The organism is Bradyrhizobium sp. STM 3562 (genome assembly GCF_045571435.1).
GTDB lineage: Bacteria > Pseudomonadota > Alphaproteobacteria > Rhizobiales > Xanthobacteraceae > Bradyrhizobium.
The window spans coordinates 3,049,419-3,074,034 of the sequence record NZ_CP120694.1; the positions used below are offsets into that span (position 1 = coordinate 3,049,419).

The following is a 24,616-nucleotide window of genomic DNA, read 5'->3' on the forward strand; positions in this document are numbered from 1 at the left end:
GCTCGCCTTCGCGAGCGCCTCAGGATGACGATCCGACATGGGTGTTCGCGCCAGTTCAACGTTCTCACGTGCTAATTTTATTGCGTCTTGACGCAGTCGGACTAATCCTCGCGGAATGCGCTGTTGAAGCTGTCGAGCAGGGGCCTCAGCGCATAGAGCGCGACCGTGCCGCGCCCGGTCGTGATGAACACTTCGGCAGGCATTCCCGGGATGATCTTGATGTTGTTCTCGCGTATCCGGGGATCTTCCACGCGAATTTTCGTCGCGTAATAGGGTTGGTCGGTCCGCTTGTCGACGAGGCGGTCCGCGGACACGTGCATCACCGTTCCCTTGAGGCGCGGGACGCGACGCTGATTGTAGGGCACGAGATGGACCTCGGCATTCAATCCCGGATGAACCACATCGATGTCCTCGGGCCGAAGGCGCGCCGTCACGATCAGGCGATCCTGCCGCGGCACCAGATCCAGCAGCGGGGCGCCGGCCGCGATTACGCCGCCGGTCGTATGAATCCGCAAGTCCGTGACCACGCCGTCTTCGGGCGCCTTGATCTCCGTTCGGGATAGCTGATCCTCCACCGCCAACAGTTTTTCGCGCAACTGGAAGATCTGGTTCTGTGCTTCCCGCAGTGCCTGCGCGATCTCGCTTTGCCTGTCGCTCTCGAGCTTGAAGCGCGTTGCAATCGTTTCGTTGATGACCTGCTCGGCGCGCGAAATCTGCGCGGTGATCTCGCCACGGCGTCCTTCGATGTCGGCCATTTCCCGTTGCAGGTTCAGAAGGCGCGGTCGCCGCTCGAGTCCCTTGTCGACGAGAGTCGCGACCATGTCGAGTTCCTCGCGGACGATATCGGCGCGCTGGGTGGCGGCAGCCTTTTGCGCCTTGAGGCCCTCGATCTCCGAGTCGACCTCGGACTTCTTTTGCCGGATCACCGCGATCTGCGATTCAAAAACCTGCCGGCGCGCTTCGAAGATGTTTCTCTGCGCCGTCAGGATGGTCGCGGCCGACGGACTCTCCCGCGCCGCCGCCTCCAGCACAGCCGGAAACGTCACCCGATCACGCTCCTGCTGTTCGGCCCGGAGCCTTGCCTCGCGTGCTGCCGCATCCCACAACTGGCTCTGCAGACTCTGCACCTCGGCGAGGACGCGCGTGTTGTCCAGCGCGATCAATGTCTGCCCGGTGCGTACGACGTCGCCGTCAGCGACCAGGATTTTTTTGACGATGCCGCCCTCGAGATGCTGGATGGTCTTGCGGCTCGACTCCGGTTCCACGACGCCGGAGGCGATCGCCGCGCTCTCGAGCGGCGCGAAGCCCGACCACGTTCCGAGACCGACCACAAAGCAGAGCACGAGCAGATTGCCTGCCAAGGTGACGCCGCGAAGTCTGGGGCGAGGCGAGGCCGGCGCCGGCACCGGGCACCACGCAAACTCAGCGGGCTCGAAATCGTCGATGGCGGTGATCATAATGCCTCGCCGGGATTCCCTGAGTTCGGGCGACGGCCCGCGTGCTTCTTGTCGCTTCCAGATGTCTTGCGGCTTCCTGGTCACGGGACGGCTCGCTCCTGTGACGGGTCGTCGGCCGAAGGCTTGTTCTCGGGCGGCGTGACCTGCGATGACACCTGCGGGCGGCTCAAATGCGTCTCGAAAATCTGCTCGCTCTCGCCGAATGCGGTGACCGTGCCGGCCTCCATGATGGCAATCTTGTTGGTCGCCGCGAGCAGGCCCATTCGGTGGGTGACGACGACCACGATGGTATTGGCGGCCTTCATTTGCTCGATGGCGTCCAGCAGCACGCGTTCGCCGACATAGTCGAGGCTGGCATTCGGCTCATCGAGCACCACGAGGCGCGGCTCGCCGAAAAACGCCCGCGCAAGGCCGAGGCGCTGGCGATATCCGCGGGAGAATCCCGAACCGCCATTGGGAATGACTGTGTCATATCCCTCGGGCAGGCGCATGATCGTATCATGGATGCCGACGAGCCTCGCCGCTTCGATCACTTTCTGAAGATCGGGATCGCCGGGCGGTCCAATGACTTCCTTGATCGTCTCGCCGAAGAGGTTGATGTCCTGCGGCAGATAGCCGAGGCAACGGCCGCCCCGTGCCTCGCGCAAGACTGACACATCGATATCGTCGAGCAGGACACGACCCCACGTGGGTGTCGAGAGCCCGGCAATGATCTGGCCGAGCATGGATTTCCCGGAGCCCGATGGGCCGATGATGGCGAGGCATTCGCCGGGCGCAACACTGAATGAGATGCCCTTCAGCAGAAAGCTGCGGGAGTCCCGCAGCCATACGCCGATGTTATCGAGGACAAGGCCGCATTGCGGCCGGTCCGATGGAATATCCGTGTCGTCTCTCGCTGCGGGGGCGGAGGCAAGAAAACCATCGAGCCGTCGATAGGTGCTCCGGGCCGTCATCAAGGCCTTCCAACCCGCGATGGCGCCCTCGACCGGCGCGAGCGCGCGACCGAACAGGAGTGTCGTCGCGAAGATGATGCCGCCGCTCTTGCCGTAATCGAGCACGAGCCAGGCCGCTGCGCCCATCATCAGAACCTGTCCTAGCGCACGTATCGGCTTGGCGGCGAGCATGACGATTTCCGCGCGCAACTGGGCGACGTCCTGCCTGTATCGCGCCTCCTGCGCGGCATCGCAGATCTGGCGCGCGGCGCCGTCGAGCATTCCCATCGTGCGGATCAGGTGAATATTGCCGAGGGCGGTTGCGAGCCGGCCATAGCTTTTCGCCAAGGCGGCGCCGGATTTCGTGAGCGCCTCTGCAGTGAGGAATTCGCTGGTAAGCGCGAGCGCGAACAGAACAAACACGTTGCAGGCCGCGATCACGCCAAGCAATGGGTGGATGAGAAAAAGCACGGCGAGAAACAGCGGGGCCCAGAGTGCGTCAAACAGCATCGGGCATGCATTGGACTCGATGAATTGACGCAAGGCGGCAAGATCGCGATACACCGCCGATGCGGCTGCGGGATCGCTGCGGACAGCAAGCTCGAAAGCGGCCGAGAGCGCGTTTGGGCGAAGTCGATCTTCCAGCCAGGAGCCGAGCCGGCCCAGGACGGCGCGGCGCAGCGTGTCGAGCACCCCTCCGACGATGACCGCGAACGCAACGATCAGTGTGAGCATCAGCAGCGTGTGGCCGCTGCGGCTCGAGAGGACGCGATCATAGATCTGGAGCAGGTAGATCGAAGGAGCAAACAGCAGCAGATTGTAGCTGCAGCTATATGCGAACACGAGGCCAAGCGGGCCGGCGCAGGCCCACAGCGCCGCCTGCAGCGGAGTTTGTGGCGAGGCCAGCATGTTCAACCGGGTGGGCGGCTTTGGCATTGTCGTAACCGCCAGAGGTTTTGAGACTAGATCCTCTCGTTCGACCGTCAATTCCAGCGTGGACGAGCCCGCTGGCGACGGTCAGAGACCGGCGGCGGACGCCGCCAGTCTCTGTCAGCCGGGTCTATCGGCCGGGCTTGCCGCCCGTCAGATGGAGATGGACGGATCGAGGTGGAAATCCACATTGCCGCCCACCGCGGCGTTGTCGTTTCCGCCATTGCCGCCAATGCCGGCCATCACTTCCTGATGCAGGTCGGCCATCAGGGAGTTCGTCTGGGTGGCTGTCGTATTGGCGGTAACGGTGGACGTGTCGTGACCGCTCGACGAGCTCTGGTCGCCGTTCGAATTTGCCCAGGCCTTGGCCGTTGACCCCTTGTGAGCGTCCGCGTCCGCCGTGCCTGCGTCCCACGAAGCCTTTTGGTAGACGTGATCGCCGTTCTTGACGGAGACGTCGGCGCCTTCGGCCTTGTTGGTGGGGTCGAAGCTGAGCGTCGGCGCGTTGACGACATATCCCTTGAAAATGCCGTCGCCGCCGTTGCCGGCGCTGTTGTGGCCCGTGTCGATGGTCTTGAAATGGATGGAATCCGAAACGTGAATTGACGGCTTTGCAACCATATGAGCCTCCGTGATCGGTTGTGTTCGTAGGTCATCCGTCCAGATCGGGATGACCGATCTACGCGACGAGTGTGAGCCCCGCTGGCGTGTGCGCGATAGATGCCAAATGGGATGTCATTCGGCTCGGTGGACTACGTCCGAAAGACCTACATTCATCGTGCGCATCGTGATGCGATGACATGCGGATGTGGCCAGCCGCGCATCCGAGGACAGCGGATTTTCACGGGGCTCACCGCTCTGATTGTTTGCGTGTGGAGTTTTCGCAAAAGTCACGACGCGCTTTGCGCTGATCCGCCCCGAAGGCGTCCGGATCATCTTCTATGCGACCAAATGAAGATCGGAGAGGAGGTGTGTTGCGAGCTCGCCACCGACCGCTATGTTGCCGTTGCCGCCGTCTCCGCCAATTCCGGCGATCTGGACCGCGCTCTGGTCGAAGTGCACGTTGTTGATCTGGTCCGCTTCGGCTGTCGCATGCGGGCCCGCGATTGCGATATTGATCGGAGCATAGATCGCGATGCTGACATCGACGAGGCTACCGGAAAAGTGACCGCTGCCGCCATCGCCTGCGCCGTTGCCTCCGGTTGCGATCGTATCGGCACCGCTGGAGAATTTAGAAAGAAGGCCGCCATTGCCGCCTGTTGCAGCGTTGCCGTTGCCGCCATTGCCTCCGATGCCTGCCATCTGCGACGACGACTGATCCAAATTCACGTTGTTCGTCTGATGAGCATCGGTGCTGGAATTGTAACCGGCGACAGCGATATTGATCGGGTCATACACGGCGACGGAGGTGTGGACGAGGCTGCCATGGAAGAAGCCGTTTCCACCATTGCCGGCCTCGTTGCCACCCGTCTGAAGGAGCTGCCAGCCGCCCAATAGCGAACCGGATACGTCTCCGCCGATGGCGATATTGCCGCTTCCACCATTGCCGCCGATCCCCGCCATCTGGAGGACGGACTGATCGATCTCCACCGTGTTCGATTGCGAGGCTTCGGCCGTTCCGCCTGAGCCCGCCAGCGCAATGTTGATCGGGTGGTAGATAACGACAGGAGCGTCCACGAGCGAGCCGGAGAAGGAGCCGGAGCCGCCGTTGCCGGCGCTGTTGTGGCCGGTCGCGATCGCATCGGAGCCAGAGGACGAAACGCCGGCATTGCCGCCGGAGGCGATATTGCCGTCGCCGCCGTTTCCGCCGATGCCGGCGATCTGAGCGGCGGATTGATCGATGCTCACATTGTTGGTCTGGTCGGCCAGCGCAATGGAGCCGTATCCCGCCGATACGCTGATATTGATCGGCTCATAAAACACCATCGAGGCATGAATCATGCTGCCGTAGAAATAGCCATCTCCGCCGTTGCCGGCGCTGTTGTGGCCGGTCTCGATTCCGCTCGAAGCAGGCCCGGCGTGAACCGAAGCGGCGCTGGGCGCGAGCGCGGAAACGATGCCGCCCTGGGCCAGATTGTCGTTGCCGCCGTTGCCGCCGATGCCCGCCATCTGCACCGCATGCTGATCGATCTGAACCAGATTGGATTGATGCGCATCGGCCTGGCCGAGACCTCCCGCATGCGCGATGTCGACGGGGCTGAACATGGTGCTGGGCGTGTTCACCACCAGGCCGGCAAAAAATCCGTTGCCGCCATCGCCCGCGCTGTTATCGCCAGTGTCGATGGAATCGGAGAAAGAGGCCGGCCAGCCCGGTGCATCCGCGTGATCGCCATGATGTCCGTGGTGATGGGGCTGATGCTGCGGTCGGATTCCATCCGATAGCTGCCAGAAGTTCATGGTCGCTCTCCGTAGCGGCGATAGCTCCGCATGGCGCCATCGCCCGTCCCGACCTCGCGGAGAACAAATGTCATCCTGCCCAAATCAAAAGCCGAGTCCTCAATTCGGATGCAGCGTTTCGGGTGGCGGGTGCCATATCGGCTACATCCGTTTGTATGCGGCCCAGGTGGGGCCTGACGGGACTTAGCCGCCTCGAATTGGGTGAGAAATCATCCAGCCCCAGTGCCGATATCGGTGTGAGTAGCCGGTCCGCGCCCGGCGCGGCGCTTGCGTTTCGCCTACGCCTCGGTGGGCTCGATATCTTCGGTGTGCTTTTTTTCCGCGTCAAACAACCGGACTTGCAGATAAGGAAAGCGCCGCTTGAGGTCCTCGGCGCGGGCGCGCGCCATGTCCTTGCTCTTGAATTCGCTCTTGATCTGGCCGTCGACGACGAGTGCGTAGCCGCTGGTCGGCATCTCCGGCGCCGTTCTCACGATCGGTCCCGGGGCCGGCGTGATCGGCTGCCTGCGCGTTCTGCGCATGGAGTTTCTAGCCATGTGCGATCCTCCTCGAGGATGAGGCGGAAGTGCGGTGGCAAAGCCGATCGCACTCCGGCCTATGTTCGGGCATGGTCTTTTCGGAAAGCCGGCACCGACTTTTCCGGATCATGCTCGGCGGTCGGGGATCGCTTCCGTTCGGAGATTTTCGCGCTCGACAAGCTCGGCCGTCACCTGCCTTGAGCGTGCGAGCGTTGCTCTGATAGCGGCTGGACGTTGCCGGCGCGCTGCAAGCAGCCCGCTTCCTGATAGTGGCACTCCGGACAGCGGAACCGTATCTCCTGCCGCGAGGAGCTTGCTTTCGGCAAGCTCGCAGCCATCGGCCAGGCACCGCAGCGCGGACACTTAACGAGCAGACTATCGGTCTCGATCACGTTGAAGGCTCCCAACCTGAAGCCCCTGCTTGCCAAGCCAACACGCTGGGGCCGCTGGTTGTTCCGGCAGTCCATCAACGAGCAAGCGACTTGTCGTCCCGGCCAAGGCCGGGGACCCATACCGCGGAATTTATCGGTGGGCCCAGGCCACACGCCCTCGCGATAACGGCCGCCTGTGGCTATGGGTCGGGGATCGCGCCCACGGGCCGGACAACGCTGCGCGTTGTCCGGGGAACGACGGCGTTGGCGGCGGCCATCCCCTCACGCCTGGCCGAACACGCGCTTGAAGATGGTATCGACGTGCTTGAGGTGGTAACCGAGATCGAACTGCTCGGCGATCTCGGCCTCGCCAAGATATTTCCTGACGTCCGGGTCCTTCTTCAGGAGCGTCTGGAAGTCGCCTTGTCCGCGCCAGACCGGCATGGCGTTGCGCTGCACCAGTTTGTAGGCTTCTTCGCGGCTGGCGCCCTTCTGCGTGAGCGCCAGCAGGACGCGCTGCGAGTGCACGAGGCCGCCGAGCCGGTCGAGGTTCTTTTGCATGTTCTCTGGATAGACCAGGAGCTTCTCGATCAGGCCGGCAAGCCGGTTGAGCGCGAAGTCCAGCGTCACCGTGGCATCGGGGCCGATCATGCGTTCCACCGAGGAGTGGGAGATGTCGCGCTCGTGCCAGAGCACGACGTCCTCGAGCGCCGGCGTCACATAGGCGCGTACCATGCGGGCAAGGCCCGTGAGATTTTCCGACAGCACCGGGTTGCGCTTGTGCGGCATGGCCGAGGAACCCTTCTGGCCCTCGGAGAAGAACTCTTCCGCCTCCAGCACCTCGGTGCGCTGCAGATGCCGGATTTCGGTGGCGAGCCGCTCGATCGAGGAGGCGATCACGCCGAGCGTGGCAAAATACATGGCGTGACGGTCGCGCGGGATCACCTGCGTCGAGATCGGTTCCGGCGTCAGCCCCATGGCTTTCGCCACATGCTCTTCGACCCGCGGGTCGATCTGGGCGAAGGTGCCGACCGCGCCCGATATGGCGCAGGTCGCGATCTCCTTGCGCGCGGCGACCAGCCGCTCGCGGGCGCGGGAGAACTCCGCGTAGGCATAAGCGAGCTTCAGTCCGAAGGTGACCGGCTCGGCATGGATGCCGTGGGAGCGGCCGATGGTCGGTGTCATCTTGTGCTCGAAGGCGCGCTTGCGCAGCGCACCGAGCAGGCGGTCGATGTCGTCAATCAGGAGGTCGGCGGCGCGGGCAAGCTGCACATTGAGGCAGGTATCGAGCACGTCGGAGGAGGTCATGCCCTGGTGCACGAAACGCGCTTCGGGGCCGACGATCTCGGCGAGATGGGTCAGGAATGCGATCACATCGTGCTTGGTTTCGCGCTCGATCTCGTCGATCCTCCCAACGTCGAAGATCACGTCGCGCGCCTTATGCCAGACGGCCTTCGCGGCCTCTTTTGGGATCACGCCGATGTCGGCCAGCGCATCCGCCGCATGCGCCTCGATCTCGAACCAGATCTTGAAGCGCGTCTGCGCGTCCCAGATCGCGGCCATTTCCGGGCGGGTGTAGCGGGGGATCATCGATGAGAACTCCGAAAGTCAGGGGCGAGGGCGCAAGGGCGTCCCGGGCCAAAGGTTTTTACGCCGCGCTTTAACAGATTGCCGTGCCGGAAACCACCACGACGAGCGCCGGGTGGAAAACTGCCGGGATCTTCAGGATCGCCGCAAAAACGACCCCCGTTCGGACCCGTCATCCTTCGAGGCTCGCTGCGCTACGGCACCTTAGGATGACGGTGATGGGCGGGAGCTACGGGCTGGTCAGCCCGCACTCGGCTGCGAGGCGCACGAGCTGGGCATCGGTGCGCATGCCGGTCTTGGCCTTGATCAGATAGTGGTAGTTCTGCACGGTTTTCAGGCTGAGATTGAGACTGGCGGCGATCTCCTCCTTGGTGGCGCCGGCCGCCAATTGCCTCAGGATCTCGATCTCCCGTTCCGCGAGCTGATCGAGCAGGGAGCCCGCGGGCGTCAGGCTCTCGAGCGCCAGCACCTGCGCGACGTCGTCGCTCATGGCGCGTTCGCCGCGAGCGACCGAGCGGATCGCCCTGATGAGCACGGCCGGCTCGCTGCTCTTGGTGACATAGCCGCTGGCACCGGCGTTGAAGGCGGCCTTCACCAGCGGCGCCTCGCTATGCATGCTGAAGACGAGAATGCGCGCGCGGGTGCCGCGCAGGCGGATGTTCCTGATGGCATCGAGGCCGCTGGCGCCGGGCATCGAGATGTCCATTACCACGATGTCGGGGGCATGGGTCTTGAACGCGGCGTAGGCATCCGTGGCGTTGTCGGCTTCCGCGACCACCTGGAAGTCGCTCTGATGTTCCAGCACGCGCCGATAGCCTTGGCGGACGATCGGATGGTCGTCGACCAGCAGGATCGAGATGCCCTTGCCAGGTAGCGCGGTCATCGGTGCATGCCGTCAAGCGGCGAGCGGAATGGTCGCGGCAACGCTTACACCGCGCCTGGCGCGCGCGATCGACAGCGAGCCGCCGAGCGCGGCCAGCCGCTCGCGGATTCCGGTCAGGCCAAAGCCGGCCGATTGTTGCACGCTCGCGGCGTCACCGCCGCCATCGTCCTCGACGCGGATCAACAGCGCGTTCTCCTCGCCGCTGCGGCGCTCGATCCGGAGCACGATCTCCTGCGCCGCGCTGTGGCGGAGCGCATTGGTCAGGCATTCCTGCGCCACGCGATAGGCCGTGGCGGCGACAGTGCCGCGCACATCGGCAAGGTCGCCCTGCATGTCGAGCTGGATCAGCGGCCGCGCCGCATGCTGCGAGCGCCAGCTATCGACCAGGCTGATCAGGCTTGCTTCCAGGCCGAGCTCTTCGGCGGGCGGATGGCGCAGGCGGTTCAGCGTATCCCGCAAGGACGCCATGATCCGCAAGCTCGCCTGCGAAATCATCCGCGCATCCTCGACGACGGTCTTGTCCTGCGCGCCGGCTTCGATGGTGTTGGCGAAGGCGAGGATGGCGGTGAGATTCTGGCCGAATTCGTCGTGCAGCTCGCGGGCCAGCGCCCGCCGCTCGTCGTCGCGGATCTCAAGCAGGCGCCGGGTGAGGGCGGCGCGCTCTTCCATGGCGGCTGCCAGCCGGTCGCCGAGATCGGTGACGGCCTTTCCGATCATGCCAAGTTCCATGGAGTGGAAGCGCGGCAGACCGGTGCGATATTGCCCGTGCGCCATACGCTGCAGTGCGGCAACGATCGACCGCGCCGGCGCCAGCGTGTGCGCGATCGCGAGCGAGGCGAGCAGCGCAATCGCCGCTGCCATCAACAGGGCGACGCCGATATTGTCCAGGATGTGGGCCCAGGCGAGCCGGATCGCGGCATCGGGATCCGGACTGGCGGATACCACGCCTGCGGTTGTTTCTCGCGCGCTGATCGGCCGCGCGACAGCCGCGTGGCCGCCGAGAAAGGTCTGCACGGCGCTCGCGAACCAGTGGGGCGGCGCTTTGCCGAGCCCTTGGCTCTGGCCGCAGAGCGGCTTTTCGAAGGGCTTGGCCGGCTCGAATTGGACGCAAATGCCCGGCGAGATCAGCTTCATCGTGTCGGTGGTGCGCCATTCCGGCACTGGCAGGAGATGTTCGTTCATTCTGCTGCTGCGCAGCAACAGCTCGCGCCAATACAGCGCCTGCAGCGCCTCCGAGACCCGGTCGGCGGAGGCGGCGGTCGCCCGGTCGACGCTGCGATAGGCGTCGACGGTGGCCCAGACGGTCGCGGCGGTCAGACAGAGGATAACGACGACGAGGAGACGAGCGACGAGCTGAAGCACAAGGCGCATGCGATCACCCTCAACGAGCAGGGGAGGACGATAACAACACCGCCCTTCGCTGCCAATTGCAAGCGGGCCTCACGCGGGAAAATCGGGAAATTTTCCCAGGGGATCGCGGGCATCCGTCGGCGGACCGCGCCGCCCCGCTTTGGTTTAACGGAGCCGAGAGCCTGTTTGCCGACAGGTGCAGAAAACGTCCTCGGGAGCTAACGCCAGCCATGACTTCCATGATCGGCGCGGTGAGCGCACCGCCCTCAAGCGACGCTCCAGAACGAAGCGTGCTGCTGCTCTGGATGATCTTCACCGGCCTGTCCGTGTTCGCCGCCGTGCTGTTGTGGCGCTACGGCTTGATCCACCTGATGGTCTCCTCCGACCGCACCTACATCTCGAGTGTCATCGCCGTTCTCTACATCATTACCTGCTTTCATTGCTTCTTGCGGACCCGCGCGATCGCGCGCGAAGGCGATGTGGCACGGCGCTGCCGCGCCGTCCTGTCGGCGCCTAATGGCGCGAGGGCGCTGGAAAGCGATGCGCGGGCCCTGCCGGTCGGGCTGGTGACGGATCACATCCGCAGCCTGGTGGAAAAGGCCAAGGCGCAGGCGACGGGGCGCATCGACCAGACGCTGCTGTTGCGTTCGCTCGCCGACCGCCTGCGCGGCTCCAACGGCTTCGGCGCTTTCGCGTCCGATACGCTGATGAAGCTCGGCCTGCTCGGCACCATCATCGGCTTCATCATTATGTTGGCGCCGATCGCCACCCTCGATGCGGCGGACAAGGCCGCTATGAAATCATCCATGGGGCTGATGAGCGACGGCATGGCCGTCGCCATGTACACGACGCTCGCCGGCCTCGTCGGCTCGATCCTGGTCAAGATCCAATACTACATGCTCGATGCCGCCACCCAGCGGGTGTTTTCCGATGCCGTCATGCTGACCGAGACGCACGTCACCCCGGCATTGGAACGTCGCATTGGAACGCCGCAATGATGGATGAGTTCGGGCTCTATCCGCGCGAGGACGCGTTCGATCCGCTCGGCGTGATGCTGTTCAAGGCGTTGCAGGTCGTCGCCTTCCTGTTCTTCATCGCGCTGCTTGCGGTGTCGCCGGAGTCCAAAGACGGCAAGATCGATTCCAAGGCCGAATTCATCATCACCATGGACTGGCCGGACAACCACCCCGATGACATCGACCTGTTCGTGCAGGACCCGGCCGGCAACATCGCCTGGTATCGGCATCGCGAGGCCGGCTTCCTCACGCTCGATCGCGACGACCGCGGCGGCACCAACGATTTCATCGTCGTCAACGACAAGAAGATCCCCTCGCCAATCCGCGAGGAAATCGTCACGGTGCGTGGCATCGTGGCCGGCGAATACACCGTCAACGTGTCGCATTTCCAGGCCACGACCGGGCAGCCGGTGCCGGTGACGGTCAAGGTCCAGAAGCTCAACCCGTCCACGCAGGTGGTTTTCGACAATACGGTGATGCTCGATCATACCGGCGAGGAAAGGACGGCCGTGCGCTTCTCGCTCGACCGCGAGGGCAAGGTGATCAATGTCGAGCAGCGGCAGAAGTCGCTCTTGGAGACCTTTCGCAGCGCATGGAGGAATGGTGCGGACGTCGATCCCAAGACAGGTGTCAGGATGGGACGGCCGTGACCAGTCTGCAATCGGACATTCTCACGCTCTCGATCGCCTATGCGCTGATCGGCGCGCTGTTGCTCCTGGTGCTGGTCTATGCGCGCTTGCCCTGGCCGGTGAAGGCGCTAGCCGTGGTCGTGACCAGCGCGTTCTACATCGTCAGCTTCATCGGCATGCGCGGATTGCTCGGCTGGGCCAGCGTCGACAGGCTGCCGGCCTCGTTCAAATTGTTGCAGGCGCGGATCGTCGAGCCGCATTCGCTTCAAGGCGACCCGGGTTCGATCTATCTGTGGGTCGAGGCGCTCGATGAGAGCAACCGCCCGAGCGGCGTTCCCAGGGCCTACCGCATTCCCTACAGCGACTCGCTGGCCGACAAGACGGACAAGGCGCAAAGCGAAATCGCGGCCGGGCACCCGCAGGGCGGCCGGGCCGCGGATTTTGGCACCGGTGAGGGCGGACTTTTGGACGCGGCCAGAGCCTTGATCACGCCAACGGCCATCATGGAAACCTCGGGGGGCGATCCGTCGACGGGAGGAGGGGCGAGCTCGATCCCGCAAGGCGCGGAAGGGGTGTCGTTCACGCCGCTGCTGCCGCCACGCATGCCGCCCAAGGACGAGCAGTAGGACCGGCCGCTGACGCCTGTTGTTTGATGCCGCTCAAACCGGTAGCACTAGCTCGCCCTAACTTCGAGGGCGGGAGGATAGCGTGCTGCTGGCGATCTTTTCGGACATTCATGCCAACCGGCAGGCTTTCAGCGCATGCCTTGAATCGGCGCGCACGCGCGGGGCGCAGCGGATCATCTTCCTCGGCGATTTCGTCGGCTATGGCGGCGATCCCGAGTGGACGGTGGACACCGCCATCCGCCTCATCGCGGATGGCGCGGTCGCGGTGCGCGGCAACCACGACCAGGCCGTCACCAGCGCGAGCGAGAGCATGAATCCGGACGCGCAGGCGGCGATCGAATGGACGCGCGGCCGCCTCAGCGCCGCGCAGCGCCGCTTTTTGGCCGAACTGCCGCTGACGCTGGAAGAGGACGACCGGCTCTACGTCCACTCCGAGGCCTCCAGCCCGCAGCGTTGGCGCTACGTGCAGTCGACGCCGGATGCGGCGCGCAGCCTGATTGCAACGCCCGCGCATGTCACGTTCTGCGGCCACATCCACCGGCCCGCGCTTTATTCCATGTCGGCGACGGCCAAGATGACGAGCTTCGTGCCGACCGCGCATGTCCCGATCCAGCTCCTGCGCGGCCGGCAATGGCTGGCCGTGCTGGGCTCGGTCGGCCAGCCGCGCGATGGCGATCCCGCCGCGGCCTATGCCTTGTACGACACCAGCTCGCGTGAAATCACCTACTGCCGCGTTCCCTACGATGTCGATGCGGCGGCAGCGCGGATCAGGGAGAACGGCCTGCCGGACCGGCTCGCCGACCGCCTGTTCGTAGGGAGGTGAGGGTGGACAGGCCGAGCGTCCAGCCGGGCGTGGTCATCGACGGCTTCAAGGTCGGTGAACGTCTGCACTCCGGCGGCATGGCGACGCTCTGGAGCGTCACGCGGCCGGACATCAACGTGCCGCTCTTGATGAAGATCCCGCTGACATCCGAAGGCGAGGACCCGGCCGCGATCGTCAGCTTCGAAATGGAGCAGCTCATCCTGCCGAGGCTCAAGGGACCGCATGTGCCCGCGTGCCTTGCTACGGGGGATTTCGCGCACCAGGCCTATGTGGTGATCGAGCTCATTCCGGGACAAACGCTCTATCGCCGCTTGCCCGAGCTGCCGCTGCCTTACGGAGAAGCCTGCCTGATCGCGGGCAAGATCGCCGCCGCGCTTGCCGACCTGCATCGCCAGAACGTGATCCATCACGACATCAAGCCGTCGAGCATCATGTTTCGCGACAGCGGCGAAGCCGTGCTGATCGATTTCGGCCTGTCGCATCACACGCAGCTTCCGGACCTGCTGCAGGAGGAATTCCGTCTGCCCTACGGCACCGCGCCCTACATGGCGCCCGAGCGCCTGCTCGGTGTGCGGGACGATCCGCGCAGCGATCTGTTTTCGCTTGGCGTGCTGCTCTATTTCTTCACTACTGGCGTGCGGCCGTTCGGCGAGACCGAGACGCTGCGCGGCATGCGGCGGCGGCTGTGGCGCGATCCGCATCCGCCGCGCAAGCTGAGGCCGGACTATCCGCCCTGGCTGCAGGAAGTGGTGATGCGGTGTCTGGAGATCGAGCCGGCGTCGCGCTATCCGACGGCGTCGCAACTGGCGTTCGATCTCGCCCATCCCGACCAGATCAAGCTCACCGCGCGCGCCGAGCGCGTCAAGCGCGATCCGCTGATGACGGTCTGGCGGCGGCGCTTCAACCAGGGCCTGTTGCAGGTGGAGCGCAAGGTCGACGTCGCGGCCCAACTGGCCTCCAGCCCGATCGTGGCGGTTGCGATCGATACGGTGGACGGCACCGATGAATTGAACGGCGCCCTGCGGCGCACCGCCGCGCGTATCCTGGAAACGCTGCCCGCCGCGCGGCTCGCCTGCGTCAATGTTCTCAAGCTCGGCCGCATCACCATCGATCGTACGCTGGACGAGCGGGGCCAGAACAAGCACGTCGACCGCCTGGTGGCGCTCAAGCACTGGGCAAGCCCGCTCAAGCTCAACGAAAGCCGCCTCACAGTGCATGTGCTGGAGGCGATCGATCCAGCCTCGGCGATCCTGGAGTTTGCCCGCGCCAACCATGTCGACCACATCATCATCGGCGCGCGGCAGGATTCCTTCGTGCGAAGCCTGCTGGGCAGCGTCTCGGCCAAGGTCGCCTCGGAAGCGCCGTGCACGGTCACGGTGGTGCGCCCGCAGCGGCCGGCGGGCTAGGGCAGTCGCCGGGCTGAGCGAATTGAGAGGACGTGGCCGCAACCTCCGGCGTCACTGCGAGCGCAAGCGAAGCAAACCAGACTTTCTCCGCGGATGCAGTCTGGATTGCTTCGAATGACGGGCTTGTTTCAAGGCGCCTATCCGCTCCGCAACTTGATCGGCGACTGCTCTAAAGCTGAGCTTCGATGGCCGCCTTGTCGATGACCGACCATACTTGCACAATCTTCTTTGCCCGGAATTCGTAGAATACGTTCTCCGCAAACGAAACTCGCTTGCCATTGATATCGAGGCCGAGGAATGTTCCTCTTGGCGAACAATCGAAGCTCAGTCGGCTCGCCACATAACATGCATCGCAAATCAGCAGTTGAATGTTGAAGTGAAGGTCGGGAATTTCGTGGAAGTCCCGCTCCAGCATTTGGCGATAACCCGATAGCCGGATCTGCCGACCATTGTGGCACACGGCATCATCAACGAACTGCCCCAGCTTCGGCCAATCCTGCTGATTGAGGCAGGCAATGTAGTCCCGGTAGACGCCTGAGAGGTCGGCTTGGGTCACGCGCGAGTTCCCTTTCGCTTCTGCAGATAGAGCATGATCCGGAAAAGTGGAAACCGGTTTTCCGAAAAGATCATGCTCAAACAAAGAGATGAGATCATGATCCGATTCCGTCTAATCGGATCATGATCTAGTTGCCGTAAACTAACACCAGCGCCAAATTGTGCAGCCCAAGCATGGTGGCTCGTCGAAGGGCCGCGCGCACTTTTCGCACGGAACCCGGTTCGCCCCGCACGAGTTGGTGCTTGAAGATTTCGGGATGAATGGCATGGCCGAAGAGCGGCATTTCAGTCGGCGCGTTCCTGCGATCATTGCGATCGTGGTGGCCGTCGTCTGCGTGGGCTTGCTGGCCCTGCTCGTGCGCGATCGCTGGAATCGTCCCCAGGTCAAGCCTCCCAGCGTGGCGGAGTCGACGACGACGGGGCAGGCGGCCCGCTCCGCGGGCGCAGACGTGTTGCCGAGCGACCGGAAGCTGTCGGTCGAGCCGACGCCCGCCGCGCCGCCACCGGTGCAGCCGGCCAATCCCAACTGATCGTTGTCGCGCCTGTCGATCTCGTGGCGCGTTAAACGGCTTCGCCGCGCGCCGCCGCGGCCTTCAGACGGATCGCATCGATATTGGCCTTGTAAGCGTCCTTGGTGCCGCCCTTGAAGACGGCCGAGCCGGCGACGAAGGCGTTGGCGCCGGCGGCCGCGAGTTCGCCCGCGACATCGGGGCCGACACCGCCATCGACCTCGATATCGATGTCGCGTCCCATCGTCATCGCGCGCAGGTCGCGGATCTTGCCGAGCGCCGCCGGGATGAAGGCCTGGCCGCCAAAGCCGGGATTGACCGACATGATCAGCACCAGGTCGACCATATCGAGCACATATTCGATGGCGGAGAGAGGCGTGGACGGGTTGAGCGACACGCCGGCCTTCTTGCCCAGCGCGCGGATCGCCTGCAGCGAGCGATGCAGATGCGGGCCGGCCTCCGCATGCACCGTGATGTGATCGCAGCCGGCTTTCGCGAAAGCCTCCAGATAGGGATCGCAGGGCGAGATCATCAGATGCGCGTCGAACACCTTCTTGGTGTGCGGACGCAGCGCCTTGATGACATCGGGACCATAGGAAATGTTAGGGACGAAATGTCCATCCATCACGTCAAGATGGATCCAGTCGGCGCCGGCCGCATCGACCGCGCGGACCTCCTCGCCAAGCTTGGCGAAATCGGACGCCAGGATCGATGGCGCGATGACAAGAGGACGTGGCGTGAATGACTGGGTCATGGCTGAATAAACGCTTTCTTGAACCGTCGTCGTCAGGTGCTCGCCACCGGGTCCGCGCAACGCGCGGCCCGACAGGCTCCGCGGGGCTCGAAGGATGGACGGCCCCGCTGCGAGAGCCGGGCTGTCGCCCCTCGAGACGCGCGCAAAAGCGCGCTCCTCAGTGTGACGGTCGGCCTGAGCGCCCGCTTCCGGTTGCGCGACCGCGCTCCTAACATGTGGCATGGGCATCGGCAATAAAGCGGGAAAAATCTTCCCAAGCCGGCAGCTCTTGCCCGGGGACCCGAGACTGCGTGGTTAAACTGAAAGCCTGATTTTTCGGGCATTTTGCCGCTGGCACGCCGCTTGCTCAAGCTATGCCGTAAGTTGAGCGAGCCGCTGACGAGGCGCCCTTGGTGGGAGTTCCCTGATGTTTTTTGCGCTTGGTGCCGCCGCATCCCTGCTGGACGGCCTGCAGTCGTTGACGTCGTCAACATCCTCGACGCAATCGACGGGTTCTCAGAGCGGTGGCAGCGCGTTCGCTTTGCCCGAAGGAGCGAGCCCGCAAACCTCCGATCTCACGTCCGGAGCAGGCTTCTCGCGCGTTTCGCCCGAGACCATGAACGAGCTGATTGCCATCCAGAGCCAGTCGGGTTTGACCACAACGACTGCCACGTCCAGCCCGTCCGACTCGCTGAAGGACCTGTTTTCCCAGATCGACGCCAATGGTGACGGACAGATCACCAAGAGTGAATTCGAGAACGCGCTCGGCGCCGGCGGCAGCAATGTCGCGCAGGCCGACAGCGTGTTCGGCCAGCTCGACAGCAACGGCGACGGCAGTGTCAGCCTCGGCGAATTGAAGTCGGCGCTGCAGGGCGCCGGCGGCCATCATGGCGGGCATCATCACGTTGCGGACGTCGGCGATAGCGCTGGAACGGATAGCGGGGCCACTAGCGGCGGATCCGATGCCGATCCGTTGATGCAGGCGCTCGATGGCGCCTCGTCCTCGGCGGTGACCAACAGCGACGGCTCGACCACCACCACGATCACCTATGCCGACGGCTCCAAGGTGACCATGACGACCCCCGCCGCATCCACGAGCTCGAACTCCGCAGCGGCGAGCGCGGCCAGTTCGTCCTACAACTGGATCGAGAAGATGATCCAGGGCGAGGCAAAGGCGCTCTCGGCGCAGCCCGGAAGCGCGCTGTTGGTCAGCGCCTGATCGGTGCGTCAGGAATATTCGCGCGTGATCTCGCGATAGGGGTAGCGATCACGGATTTCTCGATTGAAGAAGGTGCCCTTGGACCGTGCTGCCTTGAATGCGGCGGCGACTTCGGGAGGCACCTCCCAATAGAGATAGCGCCGGCCGGTGACGAAGGTCACGGACAGCTCGCGCCTACGTAAGTCATAATCCTGACGTCGAATGGCGGTCGATGGCATGACGCATCACCCGGAAGCGGGCTCCGCCGGAACAACGCGTCCTCGCGGGTTTCGTTGCCAGGCTAAGCGAAACGATCTTTCCACGCCGGCAGCGCGCCTTCGAAGGGCAGCGCCGTCGCTTCGTAGACGCCGCGGGCGATGGCGCGCGCCATCACATTGGCCGCGATCATCCCAAGCTCGGTGAGGCCGACGACGGGATCGATCGGCTTCTCGCCGGTCGCGGCCGTGAAGACGACGTCGCCATCGAGCGGCGCATGCACCGGATAGATCGCGCGCGCGAAACCGGTCTGCGCGATCATCGCAAGCCGCTTGGCCTGCACCTTGGTCAGCGCGGCGTCGGTGACGAGCACGGCGATCGTGGTGTTTTCGGCCGCATTCGCGGCGGCGCCGCCCTTCATCCGTAGTTTCAGCATGTCCGGCGTGAAGGAGGAGGGCCAGCCGCGCCCGCCATATTCACCGTCAATCTCGAACGGCGCCGCCCAGAACCACGGACCGTCGCCGATGGTGACGCTGCCGACCGCGTTGACGGCCGCCAGCGCGGCGACCTTGACGCCGCCGGCGGTGATGGCCGAGGCCGAGCCGAGCCCACCCTTGAAATTCGCGGTGGTGGCCCCACAGCCTGCGCCGACGCTGCCGAGCGCGAAATCGGCGCCGGCGTTTGCCGCCGCGGCATAGCCGAGATCGCGATAGTGCGAGAAGCGGCCCCAGGCCTTGTCGCCGCCGTTCAGGAGATCGAACAGGATCGCGCCGGGCACGATCGGGATGACGGCGCCGCGCACCACGAACCCGCGGCCCTGCTCGGCGAGCCAGGCCTGGATGCCGCCGCCGGCCTCAAGCCCAAAGGCCGACCCGCCGGCGAGCGCAAAGGCGTCGACGCGCTCCACGGTGTTGGCGAGATCGAGCAGCGCGCCCTCGCGCGTGCCCGGTCCGCCGCCGCGGACGTCGATGGCGGCGACCGCAGGCTGATCGAAGATCACGGCGGTGACGCCGGAGGCGAGCCGCGCATCGTCGGCATGGCCGACGGTGACGCCGGCGATATCGGTGAGGAGATTTTTCAAGGCGCCCATCCGCGAGGCAGGTTACCAATCCGAATGTTTTGCCACGTGAGCCGCTCGGGGCAAAGGCTGGGCAGGAATGATCCCTGCGGCGCAGAAGAGCGGGTGGGTTTGGCGGCGCTCTCCGTCTTGTCTTGTGATTGAAGGTCCGACGCTTGCGAGCAGTGGCACGCGGCGCCAACGTGCTCCTGGTAAGCTCCTACCCGGTCGCGGCTTTTTCTTTCGTCACCAGGAACACCGCTGGCGCCTTCATGTTGGAATTCCGCAACAATCGAGACACATGCAACGGCTCTGTCCGCCGCAGAGGGTTGCCAAGGATGGGAATCCGACCATGGACGCAGATGCAATCAAGCAGGCAGAGCAGATCTCAGAGGGACAGAAGAAGGCGGGCGCCAGCCAAATCGACGAAATGGCCAAGGCGGTTCACGGCGCCGCGGATGAACTTCAGGACCAAATGCCGAAGGCTGCCGAGTTCGTCCATGCCGCGGCTTCGCGTCTCGAACAGGGCGCCGGCGCCCTTCGCGATCGCAGCATCCAGGACCTCATGAGCGGCTTCAACGACTTTGCCCGCAAGGAGCCTCTGGCCTTCTTCGGCGGCGCCTTGGTCGCTGGATTTGCGATCTCTCGTTTTCTGAAAAGCAGCACCGAGCGTTCGCGCTGAGACCGTTCACGCCAAGGAGGTTGCGATGGCTGCTCCCAATTCTCAGCGCCCCGTTCCCGAAATCATCAGCGATCTGTTTACGCAACTCGCCACGCTGCTGCGCAAGGAGACGCAACTCGCCCGCGCGGAGGTGTCCGATAACATGGCCGGCATTGGGCGAGGCCTCGGCCTGCTCATTGGCGGCGCCGTCCTTCTGATCCCCGCGCTCGTCATCCTGCTTCAGGCGGCAGTTGCGGCATTGGCGCAGGGCTACGGCTTGGCGCCGTATTGGTCTGCGCTCATCATCGGTGGCGGGGTGCTGATCCTCGGCATCATCCTGCTTCTGATCGGTGCGAGCCGTCTCAAGATCGAAAATCTCGTGCCCAACAGAACCGTCCACCAGTTGCGGCAAGACGCATCGGTGGCAAAGCAACAAGTGAGCCAGGACGATGAGCTACACCGAGCAGCTTGAACGCGAAACGGAGCAAGCCCGAAGCCAAATCGCCGACACTTTGGAGGAACTGCGCGCCTCCATGACGCCGAGGCAGGTGTTCAATCAGTTGGCCGATCGCGTCGGGGATGCAGGCGGAGCGGCGTTCGTCAGCAATTTGAGAAGGCAGACCATCAACAATCCGGTTCCCGTCGCGCTTGTGGGAGCGGGCCTAGCCTGGCTCATGCTTGGCGGTCGCCGGTCCGAGGCGCGGGGGCGCTCCATGGCTGGCGATGCGGCGCAGCGGCTCGGCGAGGCGGCGAGCGCTGCGGGCGATGCCATTCGCGGTGCCGCCGATGCGACGGCGCGGACCGCAAGCCGGACAGGCGCAGAATGGCGGGATGCGGCGAGCCAGAAACGCGCCGAATGGAGCGAGGCCGCGAGCCAGAAGAGTGGGGAATGGAGCGATGCGGCAGGCGGCAAAGGCGCGGAGTTGAGTGATCGGGCGGCCGGGCTTGCCAACGATGCGCGCACGCGGGCTGGCTCGGCCGCGGATCGCGCACGACAGTCCGCCGCAGAAGCCGGAGATGCAGTCGAGCAAATGGCGGGCTCAGTCACCGAATCGGCCCAGCGCAGCGCGTCGGCAGGTTATGAAGCGGTCTCGGACAGCGCGCGCCGGACCACGACCACGGTGAGCGAGTCCACACGTGCGGCCGGGCAGCGCACACTTCAAGCCGGCAATGCCTTCGCGGATTTCTGCCGGGACCAGCCGCTAGTGTTGGCTGGACTTGGCCTTGCGATCGGCGCCGCCATCGGCGCGCTGTTGCCTCAGACCGAGACCGAAGACCGCCTGATGGGCGAGCGCAGTGACGAGCTGAAGGAGCGCGCGCAGGGCGTTATGTCGGAACAATATGAGGCGGCGAAAAAGGTCGGCGGCAAGGCGCTCGACGCCGCAGAGGACGAAGCCGCCAAACAGGCCGGCGAGCAGTCGCAAGCCGCCTCGTCTGACCCCGCGGCAGGCGTTGGGGAAACGCATGAACCCTCGCTCGTGCCCACGCATTTCGATGATCCGTCACCGGCAGGCGGCCTGAGCGCCGACGATCCGCACCCGTGACCAGACGGTCTCTTCGCGGGTTCACTTCGGGGGGCCGTGAACTGCCCCATTGATCCTCTTCGCATCTGCCTCAACTGGCGAGCGCGATCCGGATCATCCGGGCGAGCTCCGCCTTGCGGTAGGGCTTTGCGAGCAGCAGCACGCCGGGATCGAGCCGGCCGTGATGCAGGATGGCGTTCTCGGTGTATCCCGAGGTGTACAGTGTTTTCAGGTTCGGGCGGCGCTTGACCGCCTCGTCGACGAGCTGGCGGCCGTTCATCGGGCCTGGCATGATCACGTCGGTAAACAGCAGATCGATGTCCGGATGCTTGTCGATGATGGCGAGCGCTTCGGTCGCGTTGGCGGCTTGCAATGTCGTGTAGCCGAGGCTCTCGACCTGGGTGACGACATATTTGCGCACCAGCCAGTCGTCCTCGACGACGAGTACGGTCTCATGGCCGCGTTCGACCGTGGGCAGGGCCGCCGTATCGGCCGCGCTCTCCTGCAGGCCGCTCGCGCGCGGCAAATAGATCTTCACGCTGGTGCCGTGGTCGACCTCGCTATAGATCTTCAGGTGCCCGCCTGACTGTTTGACGAAGCCGAACACCATGGAGAGCCCGAGGCCGGTCCCCTTGCCGACTTCCTTGGTGGTGAAGAAGGGATCGAACACCTTCTCCAGATGCTGCGGCGGAATGCCGATACCGGTATCGCTGACCGCGATCATGACATAGTGCCCGATCGCGACTTCGCTGTGCATGCTGGCATAGCCCTCGTCGAGATAGACGTTGCGGGTTTCCAGCGTGAGCTTGCCGCCACGAGGCATCGCATCGCGCGCATTCAGCGCGAGATTGATAACCGCGGTGGTGAGCTGGCTCGGGTCGACCATGGCCGACCAGGCGTCCTGCGCAAGCTTCGGATGGATCTCGATCTGCTCGCCGAGAGTGGGATGCAGGAGCTTGGCGGCTTCCACGACGAGGCTGTTGACGTCGATCTCGCGCGGCTGCAGCGGTTGCTTGCGGGCGAAGGCGAGCAGGTGCTTGGTCAGTTGCGCGCCGCGCTCGGCGGCGTCGTCGATCAGCTTGGCGATTGAGGAGAGTTCGGGCCGGTCGGCGACCGCATCCTGCAGGATGCCGATGGTGCCGGTGATGACGGTCAGAATGTTGTTGAAGTCATGGGCGACGCCGCCGGTCAACTGTCCGACCGCATCCATTTTCTGCGCATGGCGGAACTGCGCCTCGGCCGCGCGCTGCTCGGTGACGTCGCGGCCGATGAAGAAATGGCGCCGCACCGGCTCCGACCAGGATCCTGCCCAGTTCAGCAGCACGGCGTGGCCTTCCTTGTGGATGTAGCGGCATTCGAAGCTGCGCAGTTGCTTGCCGCGCCGCGCGGCGCGCATCTCCTCCCGTGTGGCCTCGAGATCGTCGGGATGGATGAACTCGACCGCGCTGTGCCCGATCATTTCCTCCGGCCGATAGCCGAGGATCGAGTTCGAGCTCGGGCTGACCTGCACGAAATTGCCGACCTTGTCGGTGACCAGGATCAGGTCGTGCGAGGTCTCGAAAATGCGTTGCCGCTCCTCGATCTCGCGGCTGAGCGCGTTCTGCGTCCGCTTGGCTTCGGTGATGTCGCGGGCGATCTTTGACGCGCCGACGATATCGCCGGACGCGGAGCGGAGCGGGGCGATGGTGAGCATCACGTCGAGCATTCTGCCGCTCTTGTGCATGCGCCGGGTTTCGTGATGTTCGATCACCTCGCCTTGGCGGATCCGCTCGAGGATGTCGTACATCTCCTCGTGCCGGTCCGGCGGAACGATCGCCCTGATATGCTGGCCGACCGCTTCCCCCGAAGAATAGCCGAACAGATGTTCGGCCGCCCGGTTCCAGGCGGTGATGGTGCCGTCGAGCGACTTGGTGATGATCGCGTCGTTCGAGGATTCCACGACGGCGCTGAACAGCCACTCGCGTTCGCTGACCCGCTTGCGAACGATCGACAACAGGCGCGACAGTTGAGTCTGCATCGTGACGTTGTCCACAAGCAGCACGATCAGCACGAAAGCGGCCGCGCACAGCCCATAGATGCGCCCGGCATAGAAGCCGAGATCGTAGCGGGCGACATTGACGATGGCTGACAGCGCGATGTCGAACAGCCAGGCGCACATCACGACCATCAGCCAGATGTCGAGCACCGAATGCGGCCTTCGCAACAACAGCGTCAGCAGGGCGGCGAGGCTCAAGCACCACACGGCGGAGACGACGCCGATCATGACGGGCGTGTAACGGCCGCCGCCGAGCAGGATCGGCAGAAGATCGTGCTTGGCGGTGACGACATAAACGAGCGCGACGAGGACCGCGAACACCACGGCGATGCTTGCGACGATCGCGGTCGGGACCGAAACCTTGACCTCGGGGCCGCCGCCTTCGGCCTTGGTCAAGGCATAGCTCAGGACCAGAAGCGGGAATCCGGCGTGCCAGATCATGAAAAGCCAGACGGTCGTTTGCGGACCCGCGCCCAAGAGGCCGGCCGGCGCGAACAGGCCGGGAAAGCTGAGCGCATGCGCCATGGCCGCCATTGCGGTGAAAATGTAGCCGCTCGACAGCAACAGCAGGGCGCGTGAACGCAATACCGCGAATTGCGCAAACAACAGCGCTGCGGTGATGATGTCGCAGGTCGCAAGCGCCGATTGATAGCTCGCGACAAAGGCGGGAACGGGCGTCAGCGCCACCCCGGCATAGGGCACCGCGAACGCGAACAGGACCGCGGAGACGCCGACCACCCAAAGCGCCACCGCGCGATCGCGCCGTGATGCCGGAAAGGTCGCGAGAAAAACATGACGATCGTTACCGGTCTGCATGTCGTCTCCGGAACACCGCGGCTCTAAAGCGCGATGGGATGAGGTCGAATCGCCATCGCGCTTTAGATTCTTGTTTGACCATGATCTTTTCGGAAAACCGCTTCACACTTTTCCGGATCATGCTCTAGATCTGCAATTCCGCGCGAGAGACACGCAATGCGCCCATCCCATCTGCCGACAAGTCAACGAGATCGATCCGAAGTCTGATATTACTTGATATTGGCCGCCAGACCAGAATTGGAGCCGGCAAGGGTAACGCCTCCCTTACGGCGGGGTTGCAATTTCGCCCGGGCTCTTACCCAATCCAATACGCCAGGTCGTAGTTACATTGTAGAATTGCCGGGCAAGCCCGCCGGGAGTTCCCGATAGCCTGCTTTGGACCGTCGAG

At 64.3% G+C, this 24,616-nt stretch carries 23 protein-coding genes; 10 read left to right on the forward strand and 13 right to left on the reverse strand.

From position 1 onward, the window contains the following. Nucleotides 1-101: 101 nt before the first annotated feature. From P6U23_RS13960 to P6U23_RS13995, 8 genes are all read right to left on the reverse strand, one after another. A complete protein-coding gene (locus P6U23_RS13960) occupies nucleotides 102-1,457 on the reverse strand; it encodes an HlyD family type I secretion periplasmic adaptor subunit (protein WP_407180316.1) in 1,356 nt (451 codons plus the stop codon). 80 nt (nucleotides 1,458-1,537) lie between these two features. Beyond that, nucleotides 1,538-3,325, reverse strand: a complete 1,788-nt coding sequence (locus P6U23_RS13965; RefSeq protein ID WP_407180317.1) for a type I secretion system permease/ATPase — start codon at nucleotides 3,323-3,325, stop codon at nucleotides 1,538-1,540. A 147-nt stretch (nucleotides 3,326-3,472) separates the two neighbouring features. Then, nucleotides 3,473-3,940 (reverse strand): hypothetical protein, encoded by a 468-nt coding sequence (locus tag P6U23_RS13970; protein WP_407180318.1) that lies wholly within the window; start codon nucleotides 3,938-3,940, stop codon nucleotides 3,473-3,475. Nucleotides 3,941-4,258: 318 nt separating this feature from the next. Next, nucleotides 4,259-5,716: a hypothetical protein gene (locus tag P6U23_RS13975; protein ID WP_407180319.1), complete on the reverse strand. Its 1,458-nt coding sequence runs from the start codon at nucleotides 5,714-5,716 to the stop codon at nucleotides 4,259-4,261. Between the two features lie 278 nt (nucleotides 5,717-5,994). Beyond that, nucleotides 5,995-6,252, reverse strand: a complete 258-nt coding sequence (locus tag P6U23_RS13980; RefSeq protein WP_407180320.1) for a hypothetical protein — start codon at nucleotides 6,250-6,252, stop codon at nucleotides 5,995-5,997. Nucleotides 6,253-6,887: 635 nt separating this feature from the next. Beyond that, the gene (gene purB, locus P6U23_RS13985; RefSeq protein ID WP_407180321.1) at nucleotides 6,888-8,195 is read right to left on the reverse strand and encodes an adenylosuccinate lyase; all 1,308 of its coding nucleotides are present in this window, start codon (nucleotides 8,193-8,195) and stop codon (nucleotides 6,888-6,890) included. Nucleotides 8,196-8,421: 226 nt separating this feature from the next. Continuing rightward, nucleotides 8,422-9,075, reverse strand: coding sequence for a response regulator (locus P6U23_RS13990; RefSeq protein ID WP_407180322.1), 654 nt, complete (start codon nucleotides 9,073-9,075; stop codon nucleotides 8,422-8,424). 12 nt (nucleotides 9,076-9,087) lie between these two features. After that, nucleotides 9,088-10,446 carry a histidine kinase gene (locus P6U23_RS13995; RefSeq protein ID WP_407180323.1) on the reverse strand — a complete coding sequence of 453 codons (1,359 nt, stop codon included), beginning with the start codon at nucleotides 10,444-10,446 and terminating at the stop codon, nucleotides 9,088-9,090. Between the two features lie 209 nt (nucleotides 10,447-10,655). Between P6U23_RS13995 and P6U23_RS14000 the strand changes: the two genes are divergently transcribed. From P6U23_RS14000 to P6U23_RS14020, 5 genes are all read left to right on the forward strand, one after another. Then, a complete protein-coding gene (locus P6U23_RS14000; protein WP_407180324.1) occupies nucleotides 10,656-11,423 on the forward strand; it encodes a MotA/TolQ/ExbB proton channel family protein in 768 nt (255 codons plus the stop codon). After that, nucleotides 11,420-12,091, forward strand: coding sequence for a hypothetical protein (locus P6U23_RS14005; protein ID WP_407180325.1), 672 nt, complete (start codon nucleotides 11,420-11,422; stop codon nucleotides 12,089-12,091). The genes P6U23_RS14000 and P6U23_RS14005 overlap by 4 nt, the downstream gene beginning before the upstream one ends. Next, a complete protein-coding gene (locus tag P6U23_RS14010; RefSeq protein WP_407180326.1) occupies nucleotides 12,088-12,696 on the forward strand; it encodes a hypothetical protein in 609 nt (202 codons plus the stop codon). The genes P6U23_RS14005 and P6U23_RS14010 overlap by 4 nt, the downstream gene beginning before the upstream one ends. A gap of 82 nt (nucleotides 12,697-12,778) precedes the next feature. Further along, nucleotides 12,779-13,519 carry a metallophosphoesterase family protein gene (locus P6U23_RS14015; protein ID WP_407180327.1) on the forward strand — a complete coding sequence of 247 codons (741 nt, stop codon included), beginning with the start codon at nucleotides 12,779-12,781 and terminating at the stop codon, nucleotides 13,517-13,519. 2 nt (nucleotides 13,520-13,521) lie between these two features. Next, a complete protein-coding gene (locus P6U23_RS14020; protein WP_407180328.1) occupies nucleotides 13,522-14,925 on the forward strand; it encodes a protein kinase domain-containing protein in 1,404 nt (467 codons plus the stop codon). A 169-nt stretch (nucleotides 14,926-15,094) separates the two neighbouring features. Here P6U23_RS14020 and P6U23_RS14025 read toward each other — a convergent pair whose 3' ends face one another. Then, entirely contained in the window at nucleotides 15,095-15,481 is a 387-nt protein-coding gene (locus tag P6U23_RS14025; RefSeq protein WP_407180329.1) for an ester cyclase, read from the reverse strand. Between the two features lie 265 nt (nucleotides 15,482-15,746). Between P6U23_RS14025 and P6U23_RS14030 the strand changes: the two genes are divergently transcribed. Beyond that, nucleotides 15,747-16,010, forward strand: coding sequence for a hypothetical protein (locus P6U23_RS14030; protein WP_407180330.1), 264 nt, complete (start codon nucleotides 15,747-15,749; stop codon nucleotides 16,008-16,010). Between the two features lie 31 nt (nucleotides 16,011-16,041). On the opposite strand, the gene rpe is transcribed toward P6U23_RS14030, so the two are convergent. Then, complete coding sequence (gene rpe / locus P6U23_RS14035) at nucleotides 16,042-16,743, reverse strand: ribulose-phosphate 3-epimerase (protein WP_407180331.1); 702 nt, start codon at nucleotides 16,741-16,743, stop codon at nucleotides 16,042-16,044. A 406-nt stretch (nucleotides 16,744-17,149) separates the two neighbouring features. On the opposite strand from rpe, the gene P6U23_RS14040 reads away from it, so the two are divergent. Beyond that, nucleotides 17,150-17,941, forward strand: coding sequence for an EF-hand domain-containing protein (locus tag P6U23_RS14040; RefSeq protein WP_407180332.1), 792 nt, complete (start codon nucleotides 17,150-17,152; stop codon nucleotides 17,939-17,941). An 8-nt stretch (nucleotides 17,942-17,949) separates the two neighbouring features. On the opposite strand, the gene P6U23_RS14045 is transcribed toward P6U23_RS14040, so the two are convergent. Then, entirely contained in the window at nucleotides 17,950-18,159 is a 210-nt protein-coding gene (locus P6U23_RS14045; protein WP_407180333.1) for a KTSC domain-containing protein, read from the reverse strand. A 62-nt stretch (nucleotides 18,160-18,221) separates the two neighbouring features. Further along, complete coding sequence (locus tag P6U23_RS14050; protein WP_407180334.1) at nucleotides 18,222-19,217, reverse strand: P1 family peptidase; 996 nt, start codon at nucleotides 19,215-19,217, stop codon at nucleotides 18,222-18,224. A 328-nt stretch (nucleotides 19,218-19,545) separates the two neighbouring features. Between P6U23_RS14050 and P6U23_RS14055 the strand changes: the two genes are divergently transcribed. The 3 genes from P6U23_RS14055 to P6U23_RS14065 are packed head-to-tail and all read left to right on the forward strand — an operon-like array spanning nucleotide 19,546 to nucleotide 21,398. Beyond that, entirely contained in the window at nucleotides 19,546-19,875 is a 330-nt protein-coding gene (locus tag P6U23_RS14055) for a hypothetical protein (RefSeq protein ID WP_407180335.1), read from the forward strand. 25 nt (nucleotides 19,876-19,900) lie between these two features. Further along, nucleotides 19,901-20,326 (forward strand): phage holin family protein, encoded by a 426-nt coding sequence (locus P6U23_RS14060; protein WP_407180336.1) that lies wholly within the window; start codon nucleotides 19,901-19,903, stop codon nucleotides 20,324-20,326. Beyond that, nucleotides 20,304-21,398 (forward strand): DUF3618 domain-containing protein, encoded by a 1,095-nt coding sequence (locus P6U23_RS14065; RefSeq protein ID WP_407180337.1) that lies wholly within the window; start codon nucleotides 20,304-20,306, stop codon nucleotides 21,396-21,398. The genes P6U23_RS14060 and P6U23_RS14065 overlap by 23 nt, the downstream gene beginning before the upstream one ends. 70 nt (nucleotides 21,399-21,468) lie before the next feature. Here the strand turns inward: P6U23_RS14065 and P6U23_RS14070 are convergent, their stop codons facing one another. Further along, the gene (locus P6U23_RS14070; RefSeq protein ID WP_407180338.1) at nucleotides 21,469-24,228 is read right to left on the reverse strand and encodes a PAS domain S-box protein; all 2,760 of its coding nucleotides are present in this window, start codon (nucleotides 24,226-24,228) and stop codon (nucleotides 21,469-21,471) included. Nucleotides 24,229-24,616 lie beyond the last annotated feature (388 nt).

Excerpts from the sequence above, each read along its gene's own strand:
- purB (WP_407180321.1), bottom strand. The coding sequence starts at position 8,195 with ATGATCCCCCGCTACACCCGCCCGGAAATGGCCGCGATCTGGGACGCG.
- P6U23_RS14045 (WP_407180333.1), bottom strand. The coding sequence starts at position 18,159 with ATGCCATCGACCGCCATTCGACGTCAGGATTATGACTTACGTAGGCGC.
- P6U23_RS14070 (WP_407180338.1), bottom strand. The coding sequence starts at position 24,228 with ATGCAGACCGGTAACGATCGTCATGTTTTTCTCGCGACCTTTCCGGCA.
- P6U23_RS14055 (WP_407180335.1), top strand. The coding sequence starts at position 19,546 with ATGGACGCAGATGCAATCAAGCAGGCAGAGCAGATCTCAGAGGGACAG.
- P6U23_RS14040 (WP_407180332.1), top strand. The coding sequence starts at position 17,150 with ATGTTTTTTGCGCTTGGTGCCGCCGCATCCCTGCTGGACGGCCTGCAG.
- P6U23_RS14005 (WP_407180325.1), top strand. The coding sequence starts at position 11,420 with ATGATGGATGAGTTCGGGCTCTATCCGCGCGAGGACGCGTTCGATCCG.
- P6U23_RS13960 (WP_407180316.1), bottom strand. The coding sequence starts at position 1,457 with ATGATCACCGCCATCGACGATTTCGAGCCCGCTGAGTTTGCGTGGTGC.
- P6U23_RS14060 (WP_407180336.1), top strand. The coding sequence starts at position 19,901 with ATGGCTGCTCCCAATTCTCAGCGCCCCGTTCCCGAAATCATCAGCGAT.
- P6U23_RS14065 (WP_407180337.1), top strand. The coding sequence starts at position 20,304 with ATGAGCTACACCGAGCAGCTTGAACGCGAAACGGAGCAAGCCCGAAGC.
- rpe (WP_407180331.1), bottom strand. The coding sequence starts at position 16,743 with ATGACCCAGTCATTCACGCCACGTCCTCTTGTCATCGCGCCATCGATC.
- P6U23_RS13980 (WP_407180320.1), bottom strand. The coding sequence starts at position 6,252 with ATGGCTAGAAACTCCATGCGCAGAACGCGCAGGCAGCCGATCACGCCG.
- P6U23_RS13990 (WP_407180322.1), bottom strand. The coding sequence starts at position 9,075 with ATGACCGCGCTACCTGGCAAGGGCATCTCGATCCTGCTGGTCGACGAC.
- P6U23_RS13965 (WP_407180317.1), bottom strand. The coding sequence starts at position 3,325 with ATGCCAAAGCCGCCCACCCGGTTGAACATGCTGGCCTCGCCACAAACT.
- P6U23_RS13995 (WP_407180323.1), bottom strand. The coding sequence starts at position 10,446 with ATGCGCCTTGTGCTTCAGCTCGTCGCTCGTCTCCTCGTCGTCGTTATC.
- P6U23_RS13970 (WP_407180318.1), bottom strand. The coding sequence starts at position 3,940 with ATGGTTGCAAAGCCGTCAATTCACGTTTCGGATTCCATCCATTTCAAG.
- P6U23_RS13975 (WP_407180319.1), bottom strand. The coding sequence starts at position 5,716 with ATGAACTTCTGGCAGCTATCGGATGGAATCCGACCGCAGCATCAGCCC.
- P6U23_RS14000 (WP_407180324.1), top strand. The coding sequence starts at position 10,656 with ATGACTTCCATGATCGGCGCGGTGAGCGCACCGCCCTCAAGCGACGCT.
- P6U23_RS14030 (WP_407180330.1), top strand. The coding sequence starts at position 15,747 with ATGGCCGAAGAGCGGCATTTCAGTCGGCGCGTTCCTGCGATCATTGCG.